We start from the raw sequence: 22,495 nt of genomic DNA, 5'->3' as shown, positions 1-22,495 counted from the left end.
AGCCGGAAGCCGCCTCGCACGCCGGCAAAAGTCCTGGCAAATTGCAGATAAGGAAAAGGCGGGGTTATGGCCCCGCCTTTTCGTCGATATCCTATCTGGATGGCTTTTAGTGGCTGTCTTTGCCGACCGCATTGCCGCGACAGCCCTTGAGGAAGTCGAGGTCGGCGCCGGTATCGGCTCCTTCGACATGCTGCTGGTGCAGGAAGGCGTAGCCGGACGTCGGCAGGTCGTGGTTCGGCTGCCATGCTGCCAGCCGCTCTGCCAGTTCCGCGTCGGAAATGTCGAGATGCAGGCGACGGTTGGGCACGTCGAGCTCGATCATATCGCCGTTCTTCACGACAGCCAGCGGACCGCCGACAGCGGCTTCCGGCGACGTGTGAAGGACGACGGTCCCGTAGGCAGTGCCGGACATGCGAGCGTCCGAGATGCGGACCATGTCGGTGATGCCCTTTTTCAGCACCTTCGGCGGCAGGCCCATGTTGCCGACTTCGGCCATGCCGGGATAGCCCTTCGGGCCGCAGTTCTTCATGACCATGACGCAGGTCTCGTCGATATCGAGCGCGTCGTCATTGATCTTCGCCTTGTAGTCGTCGATGTCCTCGAACACCACCGCCCGACCGCGGTGGACGAGCAGATGCGGCGATGCGGCGGAGGGCTTCAGTACCGCGCCCTTTGGAGCCAGGTTGCCGCGCACGACGACGATACCGCCCGACTGGGTCAGCGCCTTGTCGGCCGGCAGGATGACGTCCTCGTTCCAGTTGACGACGTCCTTCACCTCGTTCCATATCGTCTCGCCCGAGACGGTCAGCGCGTCCTTGTGCAGCAGACCCGCTTCGCCGAGGCGCTTCAACACGACAGGCAGACCGCCGGCATAGAAGAACTCCTCCATCAGGTACTTGCCCGACGGCATCAGGTTGACGATGGTCGGTACGTCGCGGCCGCAACGGTCCCAGTCGTCCAGCGAAAGATCGATACCGACGCGACCGGCCATGGCAAGCAGGTGGATGACGGCGTTGGTCGAGCCGCCAATGGCCGCATTGGTGCGGATGGCGTTCTCGAAGGCTTCCTTGGTCATGATGTCGGAAGGCTTCAGGTCGTCCTTGACCATCTCGACGATGCGGCGACCCGTCAGCTGCGCCATGACCTTGCGACGGCTATCTACGCCAGGGATCGCGGCGTTGCCGGACAGCGCCATGCCGAGGGCTTCGGCCATCGACGCCATGGTCGACGCGGTGCCCATGGTGTTGCAGGTTCCGGAAGAACGGCTCATCGAGGCTTCTGCCTCGAGGAACTCCTCCTGCGTCATCTCGCCGGCCTTCACCATCTCGGAGAACTTCCAGAGATGGGTGCCGGACCCGACGCGCTCGCCGCGGAAATAGCCGTTCAGCATCGGGCCGCCGGTGACGACGATCGACGGCAGGTCGACGGAAGCGGCGGCCATGATCAGCGACGGCGTGGTCTTGTCGCAGCCGACGAGCAGTACGCAGCCGTCCATGGGCTGGCCACGGATGGTTTCCTCGATCGCCAGTGCCGCAAGGTTGCGGTACATCATCGCTGTCGGGCGGAAGGTGTTTTCGGAGGCCGAGAATACCGGCACTTCCATCGGGAAGCCGCCGGCCTCCCAGACGCCGGCCTTGACCTTCTCCGCGAGCTCGCGAAGGTGGCCGTTGCACGGGGTCATGTCCGACCAGGTGTTGAGGATGCCGATGACCGGGCGTCCGTCGAACAGGTCGTGCGGATAGCCCTGGTTCTTCATCCAGCCACGGTGGTAGATCACGTCACGGCTGGTGCCGCCGTACCACTCCTGCGATCTCAACCGGCGCGGCCATTCTGCTTTCTTGTGCATGTCACATCGTCCTTGGGGGCGCTCCGGATGATCCCTTTCGGGCCGGAGCATAAGTCTCTAGAGCTGGCGAACCGTCACGTCTGCTTCCGCGGCTACGGCCAGCGGATTGCGCAGCGGCAGGCCGAAATCGGCAACCTCGATCTCGAACACATCGCCGGCCTGTGGCTTGATACCGTCCGCAAACGACAGCGTTGCCGTGCCGAACATGTGGACGTGCACGTCGCCGGGGGCGCGAAACAGGCCGTACTTGAAGTGATGATATTCGAGGTTGGCAAAAGAGTGCGACATGTTCGCTTCACCCGACAGGAAAGGCTTTTCGAAAATGACCTTGCCGTCACGGGTGATTTTCGACGTGCCCCTGATGTCGTCAGGTGCGGCGCCGATGCGGATTTCCGGGCCGAAGCTTGCAGGCCGCAGCTTGGAATGCGCGAGGTAGAGATAGTTGATCCGCTCGGTGACGTGATCGGAGAATTCGTTCGACAGCGCAAAGCCGATGCGGAAGGGAGTGCCGTCCTTGCCGATGACATAGATGCCGGCCATTTCAGGCTCTTCACCGCCGTCGAGCGCGAACGAGGGCGACACCAAAGGTGCGCCGGGGGCTGCGGCCTCGTTGCCGTTGCCCTTGTAGAACCACTCGGGCTGGACGCCCTTTTCGCCGTTCTTCGGCTTGCCGTTCTCAAGGCCCATGCGGAACATCTTCATGGAATCGGTGAGGGTTTCCTCGGCCTCTTCGGATGTCTTCTTGTGCATGGAATCGCGGGTGGCAGCCGAACCCAGATGGGTAAGGCCCGTGCCTGTCAGGTGCAGGTGGGCAGCGTCCGGATGAGTGATAGGCGGCAGGAACCTGCCTTCGGCATAGGCCTTGTCGAGATCGACAGTCTCACCCAGCCCATGGGCGGCGATGACCTCGGAGAGGGATTTTCCACCATCGGCAGCCTCAATCGCGAGCGCGTAGACGCTGGCGGCACCCTTGACGGCCTTGGCGGTTTCGCCCGGTTCGTTGCGGACGGCGACTGTTATCGCGCCGTCTACACCTTTGATCTGGGAAATGAGCACGGACCTTGTCCTTCTATCTGGAAGGCGGAAGCGACTAGCCCGCGTGGCACGCCCTTAAGGAAAGAGCCCGCGAAAATCGCTCGCCTGACTGCAAATGGGAACCGATCGCCAGCGGCGATCAGCCCTTGTTCTTGTTGTAGACGTCGAAGAAGACGGCAGCGAGAAGCACCAGTCCCTTGACCATCTGCTGGAAGTCGATGCCGAGACCGACGATCGACATGCCGTTGTTCATGACGCCCATGATGAACGCGCCGATGACAGCACCAGTGATCTTGCCGACGCCGCCGGATGCCGAGGCACCGCCAATGAAGCAGGCCGCGATGACGTCGAGCTCGTTGCCGACGCCGGCCTTCGGTGTTGCCGAATTGAGGCGGGTGGCGACGATCATCCCGGCAAGACCTGCAAGGGCACCCATGTTGACAAAGGTAAAGAAGCTCAGGCGCTCGGTGTTGATGCCTGAAAGCTTCGTCGCCTTCTCGTTTCCGCCCATGGCATAGACGCGACGACCGATGGTCGTTTGGCGGGTGATGAAGGCGTAGGCCGCAATCAGGATGACCATGATGATCAGCACATTCGGCAGCCCCTTGTCGGACGACAGCTGGTAGCCGAGGAACAGCAGTGCGCCGCAGATGATCAGGTTCTGGATAAGGAAGAAGCTCATCGGCTCGACATCGATGCCGTGGTTCTCGTTGGTCTTCCGGCGACGCCAGGCCATGACGAAGAGGAGCAGCGGCATGACGATCGACAGGATGATCGAGGTCGAGTGCAGACCGGAGACGAGCCCGCTGATGTCGATGAAATCAGGGATGAAGCCGGTGCTGATCAGCTGGAAGTCCTTCGGGAAAGGCCCAATGTTCTTGCCGCCGAGGACGAACAGCGTCAGGCCGCGAAAGACAAGCATGCCGGCCAGCGTGACGATGAACGACGGTATCTTATGATAGGCGATGAAGTAGCCCTGGGCCGCCCCGATGACACCGCCGACGACCAGACAAAGCAAGGCCGCAAGGATGAAGTTCATCTGATATTGCACGGTCAGGATACCGGCGACGGCGCCGACGAAGCCGACGATCGAGCCGACGGAAAGATCGATATGGCCGGCGACAATGACGAGGAGCATGCCCAGCGCCATGATGACGATGAACGAGTTCTGCAGCACGAGGTTCGTCAGGTTGACCGGCTTGAACAGGATGCCGCCTGTGTAGAACTGGAAGAACACCATGATCGCCACGAGAACGATCAGCATGCCATATTCACGAATATTGCCGCGGATGTAATCGACGGCGGAAATCACGTGGCTTTCCTCAGCGGCGGGGGGGTTAACAGGAGTCATTATTTCTTCTCCCCAGAGCGCATGATAGCGCGCATGATGGTTTCCTGGCTTGCCTCTTCCTTGGACAATTCAGCGACGATGCGTCCTTCGTTCATGACGTAGATGCGGTCGCAAGTCCCAAGCAGTTCGGGCATTTCCGATGAAATCATCAGAACGCCCTTCCCGTCGGCAGCCAGCTGGTTGATGATGCTGTAGATTTCGTATTTGGCGCCGACGTCGATACCACGCGTCGGCTCGTCGAGGATCAGGACTTCAGGATCCGAGAACAGCCACTTGGACAGGACGACCTTCTGCTGGTTGCCGCCCGAAAGATTGACAGCCTCCTGGAAGATGCCGGAGCTGCGGATGCGCAGCTTGGAGCGGAAGTCGGTGGCTACATCCGATTCCTTGTGGTTGTCGATGACGGTTGCGTTCGAGATGCCGGCAAGGTTGGCCAGCGAGGTGTTGTGCATGATGCTGTCGTTCAGGACCAGGCCCAGATGCTTGCGGTCTTCCGTCACATAAGCGAGACCGGCGTCGATCGCCTTGCGCACGGTGCTGACATCGACTGGCTTGCCGTCCATCAGCACTTCGCCGGTAATCTTGTGGCCATAGGATTTGCCGAACACGCTCATGGCGAACTCGGTACGCCCTGCCCCCATCAGGCCGGCAATACCGACAACTTCGCCCCTGCGGACGTTGACGTTGATGTCGTGAAGAACCTGGCGGTCGCGGTGGTGCTGGTGGAAGGCGTTCCAGTTCTTGACTTCCAGAACTGTCTCGCCGATCGGCACGGAGCGCGGCGGGTAGCGGTCAGCCAGTTCGCGGCCCACCATGTTCTTGATGATGATGTCTTCGCTGATCTCTTCCTCGTGACAGTTCAGCGTCTTCACGGTCATCCCGTCGCGCAGCACGGTGATCTGGTCGGCCACCTTGCGCACTTCGTTGAGCTTGTGCGTGATGATGATCGAGGTGATGCCCTGATTGCGGAACTCGATCAGGAGATTGAGCAGCGCGTCGGAATCTTTTTCGTTGAGCGAGGCCGTCGGCTCGTCGAGGATCAGCAGCTTCACACTCTTAGAGAGCGCCTTGGCGATTTCGACCAGTTGCTGCTTGCCGACGCCGATGTTGGTCACCAGGGTTTCCGGCGACTCTTTCAATCCAACCTTGTCGAGCAGCTTGCGGGTGCGTGAAAAAGCTTCCTGCCAGCGAATGACGCCGTTGGTCGCGACCTCGTTTCCGAGGAAAATGTTTTCGGCGATCGACAGAAGCGGCACCAGTGCCAGCTCCTGGTGAATGATGATGATGCCGATGGCTTCACTGTCCTTGATGACCTTGAAGTTACGCACATCGCCTTCGTATACGATATCGCCATCGTATGTGCCGGCTGGGTAGACACCGGATAGAACTTTCATCAGGGTCGACTTGCCCGCCCCGTTTTCGCCCACCAGTGCGTGGATCTCACCTTGGCGAACCTTGAGGTTCACATTCTCAAGCGCCTTGACGCCCGGGAACGTCTTGGTGATGTCCCGCATCTCTAGGATAATATTGTCCATAATCAAAATCCAACGCCGGGAGTCGTGACTGACGCGACGATCATAAATGCGAAGTCCGGAACCCGCAATCTGCGGGTTCCGGTGGTTTTCATTGCTTACTTAAGCTGTTCAGCCTTGTAGTAGCCGCTGTCGATGAGGACCTTCTGGTAGGTGTCCTTGGTGACGACGACTGGCTTCAGCAGGTAGGAAGGAACGATCTTGACGCCGTTGTCGTAGGTCTTGGTGTCGTTGACTTCAGGTGTGCCGCCGGTAGCAACTGCGGTGACCATGGCAACTGTGACCTTGGCGAGGTCGCGTGTGTCCTTGAAGATCGAAGAATACTGTTCGCCAGCAATGATCGACTTGATCGAAGGAATTTCGCAATCCTGGCCGCTGACGATTGGCAGCTTGAGAGTGCCCGAGCCGTAGCCGACGCCCTTGAGCGACGAGATGATACCGATCGACAGGCCGTCGTAAGGCGACAGGACTGCATCGACGTGAGCGTCGGTGTAGTAGGCCGACAGGAGGTTATCCATGCGGGCCTGGGCCGTTGCCGGATCCCAACGCAGAGTACCGACCTTGTCCATGCCAACCTGGCCGGACTTCACGACGAGCTTTCCGCTGTCGATGTAAGGCTGAAGAACAGACATCGCGCCATCATAGAAGAAGAAGGCGTTGTTGTCGTCCGGCGAACCGCCGAAGAGCTCGATGTTGAACGGGCCCTTGCCGTCCTTGAGGCCGAGGCCGTCAACGATGGTGCCGGCCTGGAGAACGCCGACCTGGAAGTTGTCGAAGGTAGCGTAGTAGTCGACGTTGGCCGAATCGCGGATCAGGCGGTCATAGGCGATGACCTTGATACCGGCGTCATGGGCCTTCTGCAGCACGTCAGACAGTGTCGTGCCGTCGATCGAAGCGACGACGAGAACCTTGGCACCCTTGGTTACCATGTTCTCGATCTGCGAAAGCTGGTTAGGAATATCGTCGTCAGCATACTGCAGGTCGGTCGTGAAACCAGCAGCCTGAAGCTGCTTGACGATGTTGTTGCCGTCATCGATCCAGCGCGCCGAAGACTTCGTTGGCATAGCGATACCAACCAGACCCTTGTCGGCAGCCATGGCTGGCATGACAAATGTCGCAACACCGAAGGCCGCTGCGGCCATCAATGAGATAATGGATTTCATTGCTCTCTCCCGTTTTTTTAAAATTTGGCGTACGCAAAAGCGCCCACCCCGAAACTGTGGCAGGTTCCGTTGATTGGATATTACTTCAATATCAATACGAAGTACGTCTCCTCCACGATCCCACACGTGTCATGCTGCTCCCAGCACGGCGGCAAACTGGAATCAATTCGTATAACTGTCAAATAGAATAACTGGCGTGCAATATGACGATTTTGGTATAATGGTAAAAAGTACTACTTTTTAGCCCCGTAAGCAGGAAAAATGCCACCATGGAGAACATACACAACGATTATTCTCGTGATGGTATAGAAATCCACACAGATAATTTTCGTGACGACAGCCTGCTTCGCAATGGATTGAAGATGAATCACCTGCGGATGATCGTCATGATCGAGGATCATGGGCAGATCTCCGCAGCGGCCGAATCCATGAATATCTCTCAACCTGCAGCTTCGCGCATGTTGTCGGAGATGGAAGCGATCGCCAAGACATCTCTCTACCAGCGCGTCGCCCGTGGCGTGGAACTGACGCCGTTCGGCCTGGCGCTTGCCAAGCGGGCCCGCAAGATACTGCTGGAACTGCGGGAGGCCAGCCGCGAGATCGCCGAGTTGCGCACCGGCAAGGGTGGGTCTGTGCATCTCGGTGCCGTCGCAGCGCCGGCCATCAGTCTGGTGGTGCCGGCGATACAGCGGGTCACGGAGGCCTATCCGGGCATCGAAATCAACATCCAGGTCGATAACAGCAACGTTCTCGCCCGAGAACTGCTGGCAGCTCGTCACGACTTCATCATCAGCCGGATTCCGGACGAACTGAACCCGAGGCTGTTCACCGCCCACCAGATCGGCATCGAGAAGGCATGCCTGATCGTGCGAAAGGGGCATCCACTGCTCAAAAAGGGTGTGGTCGGGCTTGCGGATCTCACCGGCCAAGACTGGGTGTTCCAGCCGCCGGGTACGCTGCTGCGCCGCAGGCTCGAGGATATCTTCATCTCCGCCGGCGTGGCGCTGCCGGAGAATATCGTCAACACGTCATCGGTGGTCCTGACCCTTGCCGTCGTCTGCAAGACAGATGCGATTTCGCCGATCGCTCGCGACATGGCGGACTTTATCTGCGGCCAGAGTTCTCAGGCAGGCGAGGCCTGCATCTTGCCGATCGATTTCGCCATAGATGTGAAGCCCTACAGCCTGATCACGGCGCGCGAGCGCGCCCTGCCACCCAGCGCCCTACTGCTCTACGACATGATCCTGCAGGAAAGCCGGCGCGCTGCCGGCTGACGGATCAGCCAGACACCACTTTCATGTCATAGGTTTTGTGGATTGGGAGACATCATGCTGTTTGGACAATCCATATTTCAATCTGTCCTCGACCGTCTCGACGCCGAGGATGAAGAAGCAGTTTTCGCGCAGTCGGCTTCGGCGCACCGGATTCAAGGCCTGAATTCCAGCTTCGCGGCTGATGTACGCGATGGCGTGTCCGTATCCGAGGCGCGGCCGGACCAGGCCTATCTCGACAACCTCGGGCCCGAGCGAGAACCGCCCGCGCCTGAGACGCCGTCTATTGCGACGCGCGACATTGAGCCGGAGAAATGCGCCGCGCCGGTGATGCCGGTCCACCTGGCGCGCATCCTGCCGCAGGAGGTTGCTGCGGAACTTGGAATTTCGGCTGCGGACACGCTGCAGACGCTCAACGACAAGCGCCGGAGTTTTGCCAAGGTCAACCATCCCGACGGCGTCAACCCGCTTTTCAAGGAACAGGCAACGACGCGCATGAAAATCGCCAACCTGCTGATCGACGAGGCACTCCGCCGCATCGAGATCCGCGCCAGACTTTTCAAATAGATTAGGCTTTTGGACAGATCAGGCTTCTGGACCTGCATCCTCACGCGGCGGCGGCGGTGCTATTTCTTCCGGCGTGGGCGTGTAGTTCAAAAGCAGAACCCACGCCGCATAGGCACCTACGGCACCGATGGCCATGCTCCAGATCGGCTCGCCGAAGGTTGCCTCGATGATTGCCCAGCCAAGGCACAGGGCGACGATGCCGATGCGCACATAGATGGGACGGTAGAATCGATGGCTCGGGTCGATCATTTTCATGAGGCTGTTGTCCGCTTGTTTGTTCGGCACCGTCCATAAGCTGAATTTCGCGATTGTGAAACCCCGGGCGCTTGACGACGGCACAGGAAGATGGAATGAAAATTCCAGAATGAGACCAAGACGGTTTATTTGTTCCGAATCTGGGAGGATGGAAAATGACGGTAAGATTTGGACTGCTCGGCGCCGGCCGCATCGGCAAGGTACACGCCAAGGCAGTCAGCGCCAACGGTGATGCGATACTGGTGGCGGTAGCGGATCCCTTTGCGGCCGCGGCCAATGCGATAGCCTCGGCCTATGGCTGCGAGGTTCGCACCATCGACGCGATCGAGTCGTCTGCAGATATCGATGCAGTGGTCATCTGCACCCCGACGGATACACACGCCGACCTGATCGAACGTTTTGCCCGTGCTGGCAAGGCGGTCTTCTGCGAGAAGCCAATCGACCTCGATACCGCACGGGTCGAGGCCTGCATCGACGTCGTCGCGAAGACCAAGGGAAAGCTGATGGTCGGCTTCAATCGCCGATTCGATCCGCATTTCATGGCCGTGCGCAAGGCGATCGACGATGGAAAAATCGGCGACGTCGAGATGGTGACGATCACCTCCCGCGATCCCGGTGCCCCGCCTGTCGACTACATCAAACGCTCCGGCGGCATTTTCCGCGACATGACCATCCATGATTTCGACATGGCGCGGTTCCTGCTCGGCGAAGAGCCGGTGTCCGTCAGCGCCACGGCCGCAGTGTTGATCGACAAGGCAATCGGCGTCGCCGGAGATTACGACAGCGTCTCGGTGCTGCTGCAGACGGCGTCCGGCAAGCAGGCGATGATCTCGAATTCGCGCCGTGCCACATACGGCTACGACCAGCGCATCGAGATCCACGGCTCGAAGGGCATGGTAGCCGCTGAGAACCAGCGCCCCTTCTCCATCGAGGTCGCCAATGGCGACGGATACACCCGTCCGCCGCTGCATGATTTCTTCATGACGCGTTACACGGAAGCCTATGCCAACGAGATCGCCGCCTTCATCAGCGCCGTTGAGCAGGGCACCGACATCAGCCCGTCCGGCGCCGATGGCCTTGCCGCGTTGAAACTTGCCGACGCTGCCGTGCGCTCGGTCAAGGAAGGCAAATTGATTTCCGTCGCCTGAGATTATCCGCTCAAGCTATCGATCGACGCCGGGCAATTATCCGGCGTCGACATATTGGGGTGCCTCCCCTGCCCGGTCCTTGATCTCCACATCCGCAATCGCCCGCAATGCGACGATGTCGCCGTCAATCGCATCGAGCGCCCGGCGCAGATGGCCCTCGAACACCAGCGCCTGTTCGTCTGCCATGATCCTCATTTCCGGCAGGCCTCCCATGCGAACGATCTGCGATTGCCGCAAACCCTCCTCCATGCCCTCCTGAAGCAGGTCGATATATCGTGTTCCCGGACCGGTCAGCACGATGGGCATCTGTCCGTAGAGGCTGAGCACACGCGACAGGCCATTGCCGAGCACCAGGCCTGCCTGGTGAAACGCAAAGCGGTTCCGACGATTTCCCTGCCGGGCGCTGGCTGCGATCTTGTCGAGTTCGGTGACAGGAACGAACTTGGCCGGAATGGTGTCGAGCGGCACGGCAAAGGCATTGCGCAGGATTGCGTAGAAACCGGCATAGGCCTCGATGCAGCCGCGCGAGCCGCAGCGACAGAGGCCACCATTCGGCTCATGCAGCATATGGCCGAAATTAGGTGCCGCGACCTCGCGGTCGCCATTGGCGGTGCGCCTGACGATGCCGAGCCCGATGCTGTGGCCGAGCGACAGGGCCGCCAGCGTCTCGAAACCCCGGCCCTGCTCCTCGCGCTGTCCGGCGGCATCGGCCACCAGCAGCGTCTCGTTGCCGAGAATGATCTTCGCCGGCCAATCGTTTCCGAGAACCGCGGCAAAGTCGATCTGCTCCTCCCCGAAGATCGGCGACCAGCGCAGCACCGGCTCAAAACCGTCCACCAGGCCCTTACTGCTGATCGAAATGACGAGCACGTCCTGCGGTGCGATCTTCGAGCGGGCAACAATCCTGGACAGCCCTGCCCTTATGGATTCGACGAAGCGGGCAATGCCCGTTCCGTCCTGCGACCGGCCTTCGGAAAACCGATCGAGCAAGGTACCGGCATAATCCACCAGCGAATATTGCACCGCATCCGACGAGATGATGAGCACCACCAGATAGCCGCAGTCGCGGCGCTGGGCAAAGGCCACGCGCGGCCGGCCGCGACTGCCTGCCAGCTGCTGCTCGGTCTTGACGATGATCTGGGCACGCTCGAGATCGGCGGTGATTGCCGAGATCGTGCCGGACGACAAGGTCGTGTGATCCGAGAGCTCCGTGTGAGCCAGCGGCCCGTGGCGGCGCAGTGCCTTGAGCACCATGACGCTGTTGCGCCGGCGCACCCACTCGGCACTGGACTTGCCTTGCATCAGGTGTCTCTCCCTCTCCCTGTCCGTTGCGCATGACTAACCTGCGGTTGGATCTTGGTCTCCGACAAAACCTTGTCGTGCAGTGTTGACAGCCTCAAAATTCTCTGACACTTAATTTCTCGACTGTCGAGAAAAAAGGAGTTTTTTCGACAGCACATTCGCGGCGGCCGGGCGGGAGCTCTAGAGGTGCGTGCGGTCGCGTTTCACTCGGGAGGGTATTATGAAAACTTTTGTTAGGCTCGCCGCTGGCGCAGCCCTCGTTTTGACGATGCAGACGACCGCCTTCGCCAAGGATCTGGTGGTCGGCGTTTCCTGGTCGAATTTCCAGGAAGAACGCTGGAAGACCGACGAAGCGGCCATCAAAAAGGCACTGACCGCAGCGGGCGCCAAGTATATTTCCGCCGATGCCCAGTCCTCTGCTTCCAAGCAGCTGACCGACGTCGAATCGCTGATTTCGCAGGGTGCCACGGCATTGATCGTGCTTGCCCAGGACAGTGACGCCATCGGCCCGGCAATCGAGAAAGCCGCAGACGAAGGTATTCCGGTCGTTGGCTACGACCGTCTGATCGAAAATCCGGCTGCTTTCTACATCACCTTCGACAACAAGGAAGTCGGCCGCATGCAGGCCCGCGACGTGCTGAAGGTCAAGCCAGAAGGCAATTACGTCTTCATCAAGGGCTCGTCTTCCGATCCGAACGCAGACTTCCTGTTTGCAGGCCAGAAGGAAGTCCTCAAGGCTGCCATGGATGCCGGCAAGATCAAGAATGTCGGCGAAGCCTACACCGATGGCTGGCTGCCGCAGAATGCCCAGCGCAACATGGAGCAGATCCTGACCGCCAACAACAACAAGGTTGACGCGGTTGTTGCCTCCAACGACGGAACTGCCGGCGGCGCCGTTGCCGCGCTCGACGCACAGGGCCTTGCCGGTTCCGTGCCTGTATCCGGCCAGGACGCCGACAAGGCAGCACTCAACCGCATCGCGCTTGGCACCCAGACAGTATCCGTCTGGAAAGACTCCCGCGAACTCGGCAAGCGCGCGGCTGAAATCGCTCTCGATCTTGCCGGTGGCAAGAAGATGACCGAAATCAAGGGCGTCCAGAGCTTCAACGGCGGTCCGAAGCACGTCGAAATGCAGTCGGTCTTCCTGACGCCTGTCGCCATCACCAAGGATAACCTCAACGTCGTCATCGACGCTGGCTGGATTTCCAAGGCCGAAGCCTGCCAGGGCGTCAAGGCCGGCGCCGTTGCTGCTTGCAAGTAACCGCTGACCAACTGCAAGTGAGGCGCCGCCCGATATCCGGTGCGGCGCCGATCGCCACCGGCGCGGCCATGTTATGGCCACTGCCGCAACCCTTGCGTCACTGACGTCGTCACCGCGCGTGCCGGCACCTATGCCGAGAGAGTGTCCATCCATCGGCCGGGACGCATATTCGAGAACAGCGCCAGACTTATGCCAGTGAAACGCAAAGTGTCGACGGTCTGCGCTCAACAGTGGAGAACGGCAGAGCAATGGCCGACATGACTCAGTCCACAACATCGGGCGGTGCGCGCGCCACGGAGACCAATGCGCTCACGCGCTTCCTGCGTGCCACCGAGATCGATACCCGCATGCTCGGCATGGTCGGCGCCCTGCTGATCATCTGGGTCGGCTTCGACCTCTATACCGGGCACCTGTTCCTGACCCCGCGCAACCTCTGGAACCTCTCCGTCCAGACCTGCGAGATCGCCGTGCTGGCGACGGGGATGGTTCTGGTCATCGTCACCCGCAACATCGACCTTTCCGTCGGCTCCCTGCTCGGCTTCGTCGCCATGATAATGGGCGTCGTCCAGGCAAAATGGTTGCCGACCTATCTCGGCTTCGACAGCCACTGGACCTGGGTCATTGCGCTGATCTGTGGACTGGCTGCCGGCGCCCTGATCGGGCTCCTGCAGGGTATCATCATCGCCTTCCTCGGCGTTCCCTCGTTCATCGTCACGCTCGGCGGCTTTCTCGCCTGGCGCGGGCTTGCCTGGTATGTCACGTCTGGCCAGACCGTGGCACCGCTCGATGCCACTTTCCGGATCATGGGGGGCGGCGCGGAAGGCTCCATCGGCGCCACCTGGAGCTGGGTCATCGGCATCGTCGCCTGCCTAATGATCGTGGTCGGCATCGCCGGCTCGCGGCGCCAGCGCAAGCGTTTCAACTTCCCCCGGCGCCCCGTCTGGGCCGAATACTTCCTCGCCATGCTCGGCTCGGCCATGGTGCTGGGCACGATCTATGTCTTCACCATCTACTACTGGCCGGTCGGAATCGCCAAGAAATACGCCAACGACCACGGCATCGCCTGGCCCGAAGGTGGCCTCGAGATCCCCTACGGCATCGCCGTGCCGGTGCTGATTGCGGTTGCCGCCGGGATCATCATGACGTTCATCGCCACGCGGCTGCGTTTCGGTCGCTACGTGTTTGCCATCGGCGGCAATCCAGAGGCAGCCGAACTCGCCGGCATTAAGACGCGCTGGGTGACGGTGAAAATATTCACGCTGATGGGCTTTCTTGCCGCCGTCGCCGCCGCGATCTCGACCGCCCGGCTGAATGCTGCTGCCAACTCGCAGGGCACGACCTATGAGCTCTACACCATCGCTGCGGCCGTCATCGGCGGCACGTCGCTCGCCGGCGGTACCGGCACGGTGGCCGGCGCCATGCTCGGCGCCCTCGTCATGCAATCGCTGCAATCGGGCATGGGGCTCGCCAACGTCGATACGCCCATCCAGAACGTCGTCGTCGGCGTCGTGCTGGTGATCGCCGTCTGGCTCGACACCGTCTATCGCTCGCGGGCCAAGTAAGAGGAATTCCAGCTATGACGGATCACAACACTCCGCTTGTGGAACTGAAGAACATTTCCATTTCCTTCGGCGGCATCCACGCGGTCGACAACGCCTCGATCGACCTCTATCCTGGCGAAGTCGTCGCCCTGCTCGGCCACAACGGCGCCGGCAAGTCGACGCTGATCAAGATCTTGTCCGGCGCTTACAAGCGCGACAGCGGCGATATCTTCATCAACGGCGAGCCCGTCGACATCCGCACGCCCCGCGATGCGAAGAAATTCGGCATCGAGACGATCTACCAGACACTCGCCGTCGCCGACAACGTCGATGCCGCTGCCAACCTCTATCTCGGCCGCGAGTTGCAGACCCGCTGGGGAACCCTTGACGACGTGGCGATGGAAGCGTCCGCCCGCGAGGTGATGGGTCGGCTGAACCCAAACTTCAAGCGCTTCAAGGAGCCGGTGAAGGCACTGTCCGGCGGCCAGCGGCAGTCTGTGGCGATTGCCCGGGCTATTCTCTTCAACGCCCGGATCCTGATCATGGACGAGCCGACCGCAGCGCTCGGGCCGCAGGAGACGGCGCAGGTCGGCGAACTGATCAAGCAGCTGAAAAAGGAGGGAATCGGCATCTTCCTCATCAGCCACGACATCCACGACGTCTTCGATCTCGCCGACCGCGTCTCCGTGATGAAGAACGGCCAGGTGGTGGGCCATGCCCGTACCGAGGATGTCACCAAGGACGAGGTGCTCGGCATGATCATCCTCGGCAAGGTGCCACCCAAGGCCACACCCGGCCCCGGTGCCATGAGGACGGCGTGATCGCCAGGCTTGAAAGCACAAGGCCGCGAACCAAAACGTCGCGGCCTTTTCCTTTGCGGAAAACTGTTGGCATCGTTGACAGCTTTTCCGCATTTTCCGCATTGATGCCTGGCGCGACCTAGGCTATGAACCTGCAATCGGACAGGCGGTAAGCCCCGCCCTCGGCATGCACCCGTAGCTCAGCTGGATAGAGTGTTGGATTCCGATTCCAAAGGTCACAGGTTCGAATCCTGTCGGGTGCGTTTCCCATATTATAATCCCATGATTTTCAAACTGACGCTGCGTGTGGTTTTATCGATCCGCACCGGGTTAATCTGGCCTGCGCCGTCAGTTTTCAACGGTGATGTCCGAGTATCCAGCCTTCGACCCGCTTCACGCTATCGCTATCCGGTGAGCCTTCCGGGCGGCGGCCGGTGGCGACTTCGAGCATTCCGAGCAGCCCGACAACCGCATCAAAGCGATCTTCTCCGGAATTGTCGGCGCCGAATCCGTCACGCAGGCAGTCTACGATTGCCGTCGTTTCGATGTCCTGGCGCTCTTTCGCCCATTCCAGAATGCTAAGACCGACGCGCTGTCGATCCTCCTGGCGCCTCTTGCTTCCCCAGCCTTTTTTCATTCCAACCAGGCTGTATACGTCGGCCGGGTACGTCTCGCAGATTACCACAGACCTGGAGGAGGTCAGCTCTGCAAGTGCTCCATCGAATGGCCAGATGCCGATCTGGTCAAGCGCCGGTGCTATGATCTCCTGCCATCCCGCTATCGCACCTTTGCCAACCTGATTGCCGCCCAGCGTCCAGAATAATGAACAGCCGGCCGGCCTGTAGGGCGTTGCTCGTTCGCATTCTCGCAACAAGTCGTCGCTCTTGAGGATGCCGAGTGCGTCGTAGAGATGGGCTCTTGCCGTTCCGCCCGGCCGCATCGGGTAAAACGGCCGTCGGTGAGATATCTGGTGGCGCTGATCGGCGACGTCATACCAATCGGACCAATCGCCCTTGCCGAACTGTGCGATCGCCTCGCGAAACGAGGCAATGCCGGCATGTGCGGCATAGGCCTTGGGAAGGCCTATGGGAAAGTCGAACCCGACCAGTAGCGAGCCGGACTGCTGGGAGCGACCTGCCAGCCGCCGAAACAAGGTGGCGGTATCGCCGACAAGCTCCGGAGCTGCGATTAGCCATTTGCCATCGGCTCTGATGGCGGTCGACATCCAGCGCTTTCCGCTGTGCTTGCTCCAGTCGCAATGTGCGCTGACTTCGAGTGCCATCCTATCGTCCTTTTATCGGGCGCGCATTGGAAATGCGGCGGCGGTTTTTTCGGAAACTTTGATGTTGCGTTGCGCGCGTTAACACCGCTTTATCCTCGCTGTATATGTTCACATTTCCGTTTCTTTGGAACGCTTTGACGCCGTGCATGTTTTAGCTGCATTAACGGGAGAATGAGTATGAGTGATAATCGCGAAACAGAAATCCAACGCCGCGCCCACGCAATCTGGGAACGCAACGGACAGCCGGACGGCGCTCATTCGGAGCACTGGGCGGAAGCCGAGCGCGACTATGACGATGAAGTCGGCACCGGGGGCAAGGCGGATTCGCAGACGATAGAGGGCGACGACCTCGCCAGCCCCCGCGCGATGCGCGAGGCGGCGCGCGAGCATTCGGACACGTACATGGTCGCCACAGATCTGGAAGACGACGATCAGCGCACCAATGCAAACGGCACCCGCGAACAGCCCTGATCCACGCTAAGCTTTCACTGGCAACCAGCCAGCATGAAACGATATGAGCCCGATGCGCCAAGCGTATCGGGCTTTTCTGTTGATGATTCCGGGAGCCGACGACAATTTTCCTTTCGGCTGTGATAAGTAGGGAAGCGCAGAAGGATATACTGGATGAGTCTGAGCGATGATGGACTGGAACACTCGGAGCTTTCCGGTGATTTTTCCGAAAGCGGCACCACAGTGCGCGTCGACATATTCCGTGCCCTAGGCACCCCGCTCGATTGGAAAATGGAAGTCATCGATGCAGCGGACGGAAAGACCGTTTGGGAAGACGGTTTCGCCACGGACCGCGATGCCTTCGACGAATTCCTGGCGACTATAGAGCGTGAGGGAATACGGACTTTCCTTGACGATCGGGACCCGCCGGTCCATTGACGGTCAGCCGAGGAGTGCCCATGAAAAACGTCGACGACCTCATCAGTTCCGCCAGGACCGTCCATGACCGCTACGCCGCGTCCCGTATGGAGCGCGAAACCGTTAGGGAATGGGTGCTGGGACTGAGCGAGTACCGCGAGCCATACGCGACAGTGCTGCGTGAGGCGCTAGAATGGTTCAAGTCGCTCAATCCGACGGGGGATATGGAAACGTTGAAGGCCAACGACCTCGATCGGCTCAGGGCGATCTTCGAGGTGGCTGACAAGAGCGCGCCCCGGCGACGGTAAATGGTTTGGGTAGGTCTCTGGACCTATAAGCCAGCTGCCAAGCTCAGTAGGCTGGCTCGATGCGGTTGCAGACCGAATTTCCCGCGATCTCGCGCGCAACGTTGACTGCGGCTTCGAGAGCGGTGAGGCTCGGAGCGGAGCCGTCTAGATAGATCACACCACGATCCTGGGTAACTTCTATGCGGGCTCCGTCTAGCCCGGATGCATAGGCCATGGCAGACGAAACTGCTGCACAAAGACCAGCCATCTGTGCGCCGACAAAACCGCTGGTTGGAAGAATAGACATGAACATGGCGACACGCTCCCTTTTCTATCAGGTGTAACGTATGAACGCCAATTTTGTTCATCGTGCGTTCATATTCACAATTTTGATGTCAGAGCGTCATCGATTGTCATATCGGGCTGTGTCTACGCTCGCAAAACTCGTCAAGCGCTATCGCTGGGCGAATAGTCGACCATCAGCACGATCGTGAATCGAACGACGGGCTGGCGACGGTCATTGGCGACTTCTACGGAGAGGCGACGGCCATTGCCCTCGGGAATTCCGTCGATCGCCATCTCTGCCAATACGCTCTTTGCCTGGTCGATGGCCGCAGTCAGCGTTGGATATTCAAAGGGCGCATCACCGGCGGAAAAGCCCTCGTTGTCGCTGATGTTGAAATAGAACTTAGCCATCCGCAGCCTCCTGCGTGGAAAGACGCAAATCGCTAATATGTTCCCCGGTTGAATAGCAACTCAGCAAGTTGGGTGTGAGGTCGCCCGGGGCGGTGTTCGTTGACTTCGCTTGGACCGGCTTACTATACACGCAGGCGCTCCACGTCTGCAGTTGCAGGATGACCTCCATCTATCAAAGGTTTGTGTCTCATGCTCAGCAACAGCCTGGCTGTCTTTTTCGGGAGGGATGTCGTGGAGGTCGCACGCGATCTCATCGGGTGGCAATTTTGCGTCGATGGCGTCGGCGGCTTGATCGTCGAGACGGAGGCCTATCGGCTGGACGACGAAGCCTCCCACAGCTTTCGCGGTCCGGGATTGCGCAACTCCGTGATGTTCGGCCCGGCCGGGCACGCCTATGTCTACCGCTCCTACGGAATTCACTGGTGCATCAACTTCGTCTGCCTGCCCGGCAGCGCGGTGCTGATCCGTGCACTGGAACCGAACACCGGTCTTGACAGGATGGCAGCGCGACGCAGCACGGACAGCCTTGCGCAACTGTGCAGCGGTCCGGGCAAGCTCAGCCAGGCGCTGGGCATCGAACTCGCACATAACGGGGCGCCTTTGGACCAGCCGCCGTTCACACTGGCTGCGGGTCCTGCGATAGACATCGTCTCTGGGCCGCGGATTGGGATCACGCGCAATGTCGCGGCTCCCTGGCGTTTCGGCGCCGCAGGGTCGCGCTTTGTCAGTCGTAGATTTGGCTAATGCCACTTCGGCAGGCTGCTGCATTTGCTATTCCATGGCAATGCTGTGGTCGACCTTCGGGGGCGCAGACGGCTTTCGCAGCAGGATGACCAGCGGCATGGCGAACAGCGACATCAGCATCAGCAGCTTGAAGTCGTCAATATAGGCGATGATCGTCGCCTGAAGGGTAACGATACTGTCCAGGCTGGCGCGGCCGATCGCTGTCAGCGGGCTGAGGCCTTGGGCGGCGGGCGCGTCGAATGCGTGGTTGAACGGCGTCACATAGGCGGCAATCGATTCGTGGTTGCTCTGGGTATTACGGATGATCAGCGCCGAGACGATGGAGATGCCGACGCTGGAGCCGATATTGCGCGATAGATTGTAGAGCCCTGTCCCCTCGCCGCGCATGTGCGCCGGCAGGGTCGCGAAGGCGACGGTGGTCAGCGGCACGAACAGGAAGCCGAGGCCGGCGCCCTGTACAAAGCCGACGACGATGATCGTCGTTTGCGAGACGTCGGGTGTCCAGCCGGTCATCTCGTACATCGCCCACGCCGTCAGGCCGAGCCCCAGCAGCAAGAGCCAGCGCGTATCCACCTTGCCGATCAGGCGTCCGACAAGAAACATGCAGACCATTGTGCCGAGGCCGCGCGGTCCCATGACGATGCCGGCCGTGACGACGGGATAGCCCATCAGGGTCTGCAGGTAGGGCGTCATCAGCGCCAGCGATGCCAGATAGGTGACGCCGACGATAAAGATGAAAAACATGCTGACGGAGAAATTCTGATCGAGAAAGAGACGGGGATTGACGAAGGATTTCTCGGTGGTGAAAGTGTGGACAACGAACAGGTAGAATGCGCAGAAGCAGACCAGCGCTTCGACGATGATCTCGCCGGATGAAAACCAGTCCAGTTGCTCGCCTCTGTCGAGGAAGAGCTGCAACGAGGCTATCCCAAGGCTGAGCATGCTGAAGCCGAAAACATCGAGCTTGGCCAGCGCATCGACCTTCGTCTCCTTGACGAAGACGACGATGCCCATGAAGGCGACAAGGCCGATCGGCACGTTAATGTAGAATACCCAACGCCAGCTGATATGGTCCGTCAGCCAGCCGCCGATGACGGGACCGAGCACCGGGCCAACCATTACAGAGACACCGAACAGCGCCATGGCCTTGCCGCGCTCCTCGACGGAGTAGATGTCCAGCAGGATACCTTGCGACAAGGGGACTAGAGCCGCGCCGAAAAGGCCCTGGAGCAAGCGGAAGCCGACGATCTGCACCAGCGACTGGGCAAAACCGCAGAGCACCGACGCAGCCACGAACCCGGAGATTGCCGTCAGCAGCACACGTTTGCGACCGAACTTGGCGGACAGGAAGCCCGATGGCGGCGTCATGATGGCAGCGGCGACGATGTAGGAGGTCAATACCCAGTTGATCTGGTCGGAGCTGGCGGCGACGCTGCCCTGGATGTAGGGCAGTGCGACATTGGCAATGGTCGTATCCAGCGCCTGCATGATGACCGCAAGAATGACGCAGGCGGTGATTGCGCCACGGTTGGCTATGACGGGCGGGGCGCCGTCGGATGGGTTACTCATGACCCTTGCCATTTGAACGGCCCAGCAACTTTGCGACAAAATCCGGCAAGCCGCGGGCGTGGCCCGTATCGACGTCCACTTCCGTGCTCATGCCGACTCGGAGCGGCGGCTTGCCGGCGGCATCGTCGATGTTCACCCGCATCGGGATGCGCTGGACCACCTTCACCCAGTTGCCGGTGGTGTTTTGCGCCGGCAGCAACGAGAAGCTGGAGCCCGAGGCAGGGCTGATGCTGGCGACGGTGCCACTCCAGACCACGCCGGGATAGGCATCGACGGAGATGGAGACGGTCTGGCCCGGCTTGACGTAGGTGAGTTCGGTTTCCTTCGGGCTGGCGGCGATCCACATGTCGTTGGACGACACCAGGGAAAAGCCTTGTTGCGCAGCCGCGAGATAACCGCCGACTTGCAGGCTGTCGACGTTGGTGACGGTGCCATCGAAGGACGCTCGAACCACGGTATCGTCGAGCTGCCGCTGTGCGTCGTCGACGGCGGCCTTGGCCTGCAGGTAAGTGGGGTTCTGCTCGAGCGGCTGGGTAAGGTCACCGCCGATCTGGGCCAGTGTACTGGCGGCTTGTGCTTTGGCGACGGCCACTTTCTGCTTGGCGGCGTCAAGGTCGTGCTTGGCCGAATCGAACACGGCCTTGGAGGCTGCTGAGCTGTTTATCAGGCTCTGCTGGCGATCGAACGAGGTCTGGTAAAAGGGCAGATCCGCCTCGGCCTGGGCAATCTCAGCCAGCGTCTGCTGGTAGCTGGCCTGCAGGTTGAGGATCTGGTTACGAGCAACGCCGAGCTGGGCCTTCGCCCCCTCCAGCGCAATCTGGAAGGAATCGGGCTTCAGCCTGAACAGGACCTGGCCCTTCTTCACCTGTTCGTTTTCATGCACCTCTATGGCGGCAACAAAGCCGCTGACATCGGTGGAAACCCCAACCATGTCGGCGCCGATATAGGCGTTGTCCGTGGACATCACCTGCCCGCCCGTGACGTAGAAATAGCCGCCGATGACCAAGACGATGGGGAGCGCGGCGAACAGGATCAGTCGCGTTGCGCCGCGACGTTTGCGCGGTGCGACGGGCGCTGCAGCAGGCGGAACGATGGCCGCCGGCGCCGCTGTCGGATTGCCGGAGGGTCCCTCGGCAATCTCGTCCGTCGTAACGACACGGATGGTCTTTTCGGATCTAGCGGACCTGGGGAGAGGCAGTCGTTCAGCCATGTGAGGTCTCTTGCTGGCACAGGGCAAAACGGCCGCTGGCAACGTGGTTGGGGCGGGAACTATTGACGAATGTGGGGACGAGAGGGGAATGCCTGCGATGGCCCTTCTCCACCGGTCTGTTGTGAACAGACAGCCTGTGAGAGGGCGTCAGGCCGACAGCAGGCTCGCATAATTGGCGGCGCGCTGGGACGTCTTCAGGTAAAGCGTGGAAAGAGAAAATCGTCATGGGCATAAAGCCTGCCATTCGTTAGCATGCTTACTATACCCCAATACATAATAAGTCAAACGTTCTATATCGCTATGGCTGTATGCGAGCCATAAACGCAATAAAGCCGGCGATGATCGCCGGCTTTATTTTTAGTTCAGATTTGGTGGTATCAGCGGCGGCTGAGAAGGCCGACCACGTAGGCGATACCGGCGGTCACTGCGAGAGCGAAAAGCGGCTCTTCCCGGACCTTGTCGCGGACGCGCGAGGTAACCAGGGCGGCTTCTTCTGTAACGACCGTCTTGGCACCCTGACTGATTGCCACAACGCTGTCCGACAGCTTGGCTAGATCTTCCTTGAGTGCGGCGATCTGCGCGGAAAGATCCTGCGCTGCTGCTTCAGTTTCGACGCGTGCTGCTGCGGATTGGATGGAAGCGGTTTTCAGTTCAGCCATTTTTCAGCTCCTTTGTTTGTGCCCGATAAACGCCGAGTATCGGCATTGGTTCCGCGCATTTTGCGATTTCGGCGGATGCTCTTCAATTCCCGTGCGGATTGCTCTAAGG

Annotated in this window: 23 protein-coding genes and 1 tRNA gene; 11 read left to right on the top strand and 13 right to left on the bottom strand. The window is 60.1% G+C overall.

Going from position 1 to position 22,495, the window contains the following annotated elements; all coding sequences use genetic code 11:
* Positions 1 to 106 precede the first annotated feature (106 nt).
* The 5 genes from araD to chvE all read right to left on the bottom strand — a co-directional run bounded on the left by araD (position 107) and on the right by chvE (position 6,927).
* Positions 107 to 1,846 (bottom strand): L-arabinonate dehydratase, encoded by a 1,740-nt coding sequence (araD, locus tag PR017_RS06835; RefSeq protein WP_111215714.1) that lies wholly within the window; start codon positions 1,844 to 1,846, stop codon positions 107 to 109.
* Positions 1,847 to 1,903: 57 nt separating this feature from the next.
* Positions 1,904 to 2,902 (bottom strand): AraD1 family protein, encoded by a 999-nt coding sequence (araD1, locus tag PR017_RS06830; protein WP_111215712.1) that lies wholly within the window; start codon positions 2,900 to 2,902, stop codon positions 1,904 to 1,906.
* A 118-nt stretch (positions 2,903 to 3,020) separates the two neighbouring features.
* A complete protein-coding gene (gene mmsB, locus PR017_RS06825) occupies positions 3,021 to 4,232 on the bottom strand; it encodes a multiple monosaccharide ABC transporter permease (protein WP_111215711.1) in 1,212 nt (403 codons plus the stop codon).
* The gene (gene mmsA, locus PR017_RS06820) at positions 4,232 to 5,767 is read right to left on the bottom strand and encodes a multiple monosaccharide ABC transporter ATP-binding protein (RefSeq protein ID WP_111215709.1); all 1,536 of its coding nucleotides are present in this window, start codon (positions 5,765 to 5,767) and stop codon (positions 4,232 to 4,234) included. The genes mmsB and mmsA overlap by 1 nt, the downstream gene beginning before the upstream one ends.
* A 95-nt stretch (positions 5,768 to 5,862) precedes the next feature.
* Positions 5,863 to 6,927 (bottom strand): multiple monosaccharide ABC transporter substrate-binding protein, encoded by a 1,065-nt coding sequence (gene chvE / locus PR017_RS06815; RefSeq protein WP_111215708.1) that lies wholly within the window; start codon positions 6,925 to 6,927, stop codon positions 5,863 to 5,865.
* Between the two features lie 269 nt (positions 6,928 to 7,196).
* Between chvE and PR017_RS06810 the strand changes: the two genes are divergently transcribed.
* Positions 7,197 to 8,201, top strand: coding sequence for a LysR family transcriptional regulator (locus tag PR017_RS06810; protein WP_111215706.1), 1,005 nt, complete (start codon positions 7,197 to 7,199; stop codon positions 8,199 to 8,201).
* Positions 8,202 to 8,255: 54 nt separating this feature from the next.
* A complete protein-coding gene (locus tag PR017_RS06805) occupies positions 8,256 to 8,765 on the top strand; it encodes a hypothetical protein (RefSeq protein WP_111215705.1) in 510 nt (169 codons plus the stop codon).
* 18 nt (positions 8,766 to 8,783) lie between these two features.
* On the opposite strand, the gene PR017_RS06800 is transcribed toward PR017_RS06805, so the two are convergent.
* Entirely contained in the window at positions 8,784 to 9,020 is a 237-nt protein-coding gene (locus PR017_RS06800; RefSeq protein WP_111215703.1) for a hypothetical protein, read from the bottom strand.
* A 155-nt stretch (positions 9,021 to 9,175) separates the two neighbouring features.
* Between PR017_RS06800 and iolG the strand changes: the two genes are divergently transcribed.
* The gene (gene iolG / locus PR017_RS06795; protein WP_111215702.1) at positions 9,176 to 10,168 is read left to right on the top strand and encodes an inositol 2-dehydrogenase; all 993 of its coding nucleotides are present in this window, start codon (positions 9,176 to 9,178) and stop codon (positions 10,166 to 10,168) included.
* Positions 10,169 to 10,204: 36 nt separating this feature from the next.
* Here the strand turns inward: iolG and PR017_RS06790 are convergent, their stop codons facing one another.
* Positions 10,205 to 11,470: an ROK family protein gene (locus PR017_RS06790; RefSeq protein WP_111215700.1), complete on the bottom strand. Its 1,266-nt coding sequence runs from the start codon at positions 11,468 to 11,470 to the stop codon at positions 10,205 to 10,207.
* 220 nt (positions 11,471 to 11,690) lie between these two features.
* Here PR017_RS06790 and xylF point away from each other — a divergent pair, with 220 nt between their 5' ends.
* The 4 genes from xylF to PR017_RS06770 all read left to right on the top strand — a co-directional run bounded on the left by xylF (position 11,691) and on the right by PR017_RS06770 (position 15,335).
* A complete protein-coding gene (xylF, locus tag PR017_RS06785) occupies positions 11,691 to 12,731 on the top strand; it encodes a D-xylose ABC transporter substrate-binding protein (RefSeq protein WP_111215699.1) in 1,041 nt (346 codons plus the stop codon).
* Positions 12,732 to 12,979: 248 nt separating this feature from the next.
* A complete protein-coding gene (locus tag PR017_RS06780) occupies positions 12,980 to 14,293 on the top strand; it encodes a sugar ABC transporter permease (protein WP_111215697.1) in 1,314 nt (437 codons plus the stop codon).
* 14 nt (positions 14,294 to 14,307) lie between these two features.
* On the top strand, positions 14,308 to 15,093 hold the full coding sequence (locus PR017_RS06775) for an ATP-binding cassette domain-containing protein (protein ID WP_111215695.1): 786 nt from the start codon (positions 14,308 to 14,310) through the stop codon (positions 15,091 to 15,093).
* 168 nt (positions 15,094 to 15,261) lie between these two features.
* Positions 15,262 to 15,335, top strand: a tRNA-Arg gene (locus PR017_RS06770).
* Between the two features lie 92 nt (positions 15,336 to 15,427).
* Here the strand turns inward: PR017_RS06770 and PR017_RS06765 are convergent.
* Positions 15,428 to 16,354, bottom strand: coding sequence for a DUF429 domain-containing protein (locus PR017_RS06765; protein WP_111215694.1), 927 nt, complete (start codon positions 16,352 to 16,354; stop codon positions 15,428 to 15,430).
* A gap of 177 nt (positions 16,355 to 16,531) precedes the next feature.
* Between PR017_RS06765 and PR017_RS06760 the strand changes: the two genes are divergently transcribed.
* From PR017_RS06760 to PR017_RS06750, 3 genes are all read left to right on the top strand, one after another.
* Positions 16,532 to 16,825, top strand: coding sequence for a DUF2934 domain-containing protein (locus tag PR017_RS06760; protein WP_111215692.1), 294 nt, complete (start codon positions 16,532 to 16,534; stop codon positions 16,823 to 16,825).
* Between the two features lie 153 nt (positions 16,826 to 16,978).
* Positions 16,979 to 17,242 (top strand): hypothetical protein, encoded by a 264-nt coding sequence (locus PR017_RS06755; protein WP_111215690.1) that lies wholly within the window; start codon positions 16,979 to 16,981, stop codon positions 17,240 to 17,242.
* A 20-nt stretch (positions 17,243 to 17,262) separates the two neighbouring features.
* Positions 17,263 to 17,529 (top strand): hypothetical protein, encoded by a 267-nt coding sequence (locus tag PR017_RS06750; RefSeq protein ID WP_111215689.1) that lies wholly within the window; start codon positions 17,263 to 17,265, stop codon positions 17,527 to 17,529.
* A gap of 43 nt (positions 17,530 to 17,572) precedes the next feature.
* Here the strand turns inward: PR017_RS06750 and PR017_RS06745 are convergent, their stop codons facing one another.
* Together PR017_RS06745 and PR017_RS06740 are read right to left on the bottom strand one after the other, a co-directional pair.
* Positions 17,573 to 17,821 (bottom strand): BON domain-containing protein, encoded by a 249-nt coding sequence (locus tag PR017_RS06745; RefSeq protein ID WP_111215687.1) that lies wholly within the window; start codon positions 17,819 to 17,821, stop codon positions 17,573 to 17,575.
* Positions 17,822 to 17,955: 134 nt separating this feature from the next.
* Complete coding sequence (locus tag PR017_RS06740) at positions 17,956 to 18,204, bottom strand: DUF6894 family protein (protein WP_111215685.1); 249 nt, start codon at positions 18,202 to 18,204, stop codon at positions 17,956 to 17,958.
* Positions 18,205 to 18,393: 189 nt separating this feature from the next.
* Between PR017_RS06740 and PR017_RS06735 the strand changes: the two genes are divergently transcribed.
* A complete protein-coding gene (locus tag PR017_RS06735) occupies positions 18,394 to 18,948 on the top strand; it encodes a DNA-3-methyladenine glycosylase (protein WP_111215684.1) in 555 nt (184 codons plus the stop codon).
* A gap of 27 nt (positions 18,949 to 18,975) precedes the next feature.
* Here the strand turns inward: PR017_RS06735 and PR017_RS06730 are convergent, their stop codons facing one another.
* The 3 genes from PR017_RS06730 to PR017_RS06720 form a co-directional block, all read right to left on the bottom strand.
* Positions 18,976 to 20,517, bottom strand: a complete 1,542-nt coding sequence (locus tag PR017_RS06730) for a DHA2 family efflux MFS transporter permease subunit (RefSeq protein ID WP_111215682.1) — start codon at positions 20,515 to 20,517, stop codon at positions 18,976 to 18,978.
* A complete protein-coding gene (locus PR017_RS06725) occupies positions 20,510 to 21,727 on the bottom strand; it encodes an HlyD family secretion protein (RefSeq protein ID WP_111215680.1) in 1,218 nt (405 codons plus the stop codon). The genes PR017_RS06730 and PR017_RS06725 overlap by 8 nt, the downstream gene beginning before the upstream one ends.
* Before the next feature lie 377 nt (positions 21,728 to 22,104).
* Positions 22,105 to 22,386, bottom strand: coding sequence for a hypothetical protein (locus PR017_RS06720; protein WP_111215679.1), 282 nt, complete (start codon positions 22,384 to 22,386; stop codon positions 22,105 to 22,107).
* Between the last annotated feature and the right edge of the window lie 109 nt (positions 22,387 to 22,495).

The organism is Rhizobium tumorigenes (assembly GCF_003240565.2).
GTDB lineage: Bacteria > Pseudomonadota > Alphaproteobacteria > Rhizobiales > Rhizobiaceae > Rhizobium > Rhizobium tumorigenes.
The sequence above is the reverse complement of the archived record's forward strand: the minus strand, read 5'-3'. Positions and strand labels throughout refer to the sequence as shown.

Bases quoted from the DNA above. Each gene is read 5' to 3' on its own strand.
- PR017_RS06780 (WP_111215697.1), top strand. From the start codon at position 12,980: ATGGCCGACATGACTCAGTCCACAACATCGGGCGGTGCGCGCGCCACG.
- PR017_RS06810 (WP_111215706.1), top strand. From the start codon at position 7,197: ATGGAGAACATACACAACGATTATTCTCGTGATGGTATAGAAATCCAC.
- PR017_RS06760 (WP_111215692.1), top strand. From the start codon at position 16,532: ATGAGTGATAATCGCGAAACAGAAATCCAACGCCGCGCCCACGCAATC.
- PR017_RS06735 (WP_111215684.1), top strand. From the start codon at position 18,394: ATGCTCAGCAACAGCCTGGCTGTCTTTTTCGGGAGGGATGTCGTGGAG.
- PR017_RS06745 (WP_111215687.1), bottom strand. From the start codon at position 17,821: ATGTTCATGTCTATTCTTCCAACCAGCGGTTTTGTCGGCGCACAGATG.
- chvE (WP_111215708.1), bottom strand. From the start codon at position 6,927: ATGAAATCCATTATCTCATTGATGGCCGCAGCGGCCTTCGGTGTTGCG.
- mmsA (WP_111215709.1), bottom strand. From the start codon at position 5,767: ATGGACAATATTATCCTAGAGATGCGGGACATCACCAAGACGTTCCCG.
- PR017_RS06790 (WP_111215700.1), bottom strand. From the start codon at position 11,470: ATGCAAGGCAAGTCCAGTGCCGAGTGGGTGCGCCGGCGCAACAGCGTC.
- PR017_RS06800 (WP_111215703.1), bottom strand. From the start codon at position 9,020: ATGAAAATGATCGACCCGAGCCATCGATTCTACCGTCCCATCTATGTG.
- PR017_RS06750 (WP_111215689.1), top strand. From the start codon at position 17,263: ATGAAAAACGTCGACGACCTCATCAGTTCCGCCAGGACCGTCCATGAC.
- mmsB (WP_111215711.1), bottom strand. From the start codon at position 4,232: ATGACTCCTGTTAACCCCCCCGCCGCTGAGGAAAGCCACGTGATTTCC.
- xylF (WP_111215699.1), top strand. From the start codon at position 11,691: ATGAAAACTTTTGTTAGGCTCGCCGCTGGCGCAGCCCTCGTTTTGACG.
- PR017_RS06775 (WP_111215695.1), top strand. From the start codon at position 14,308: ATGACGGATCACAACACTCCGCTTGTGGAACTGAAGAACATTTCCATT.
- PR017_RS06740 (WP_111215685.1), bottom strand. From the start codon at position 18,204: ATGGCTAAGTTCTATTTCAACATCAGCGACAACGAGGGCTTTTCCGCC.
- PR017_RS06730 (WP_111215682.1), bottom strand. From the start codon at position 20,517: ATGAGTAACCCATCCGACGGCGCCCCGCCCGTCATAGCCAACCGTGGC.
- iolG (WP_111215702.1), top strand. From the start codon at position 9,176: ATGACGGTAAGATTTGGACTGCTCGGCGCCGGCCGCATCGGCAAGGTA.
- PR017_RS06725 (WP_111215680.1), bottom strand. From the start codon at position 21,727: ATGGCTGAACGACTGCCTCTCCCCAGGTCCGCTAGATCCGAAAAGACC.
- PR017_RS06720 (WP_111215679.1), bottom strand. From the start codon at position 22,386: ATGGCTGAACTGAAAACCGCTTCCATCCAATCCGCAGCAGCACGCGTC.
- PR017_RS06755 (WP_111215690.1), top strand. From the start codon at position 16,979: ATGAGTCTGAGCGATGATGGACTGGAACACTCGGAGCTTTCCGGTGAT.
- araD (WP_111215714.1), bottom strand. From the start codon at position 1,846: ATGCACAAGAAAGCAGAATGGCCGCGCCGGTTGAGATCGCAGGAGTGG.
- PR017_RS06805 (WP_111215705.1), top strand. From the start codon at position 8,256: ATGCTGTTTGGACAATCCATATTTCAATCTGTCCTCGACCGTCTCGAC.
- PR017_RS06765 (WP_111215694.1), bottom strand. From the start codon at position 16,354: ATGGCACTCGAAGTCAGCGCACATTGCGACTGGAGCAAGCACAGCGGA.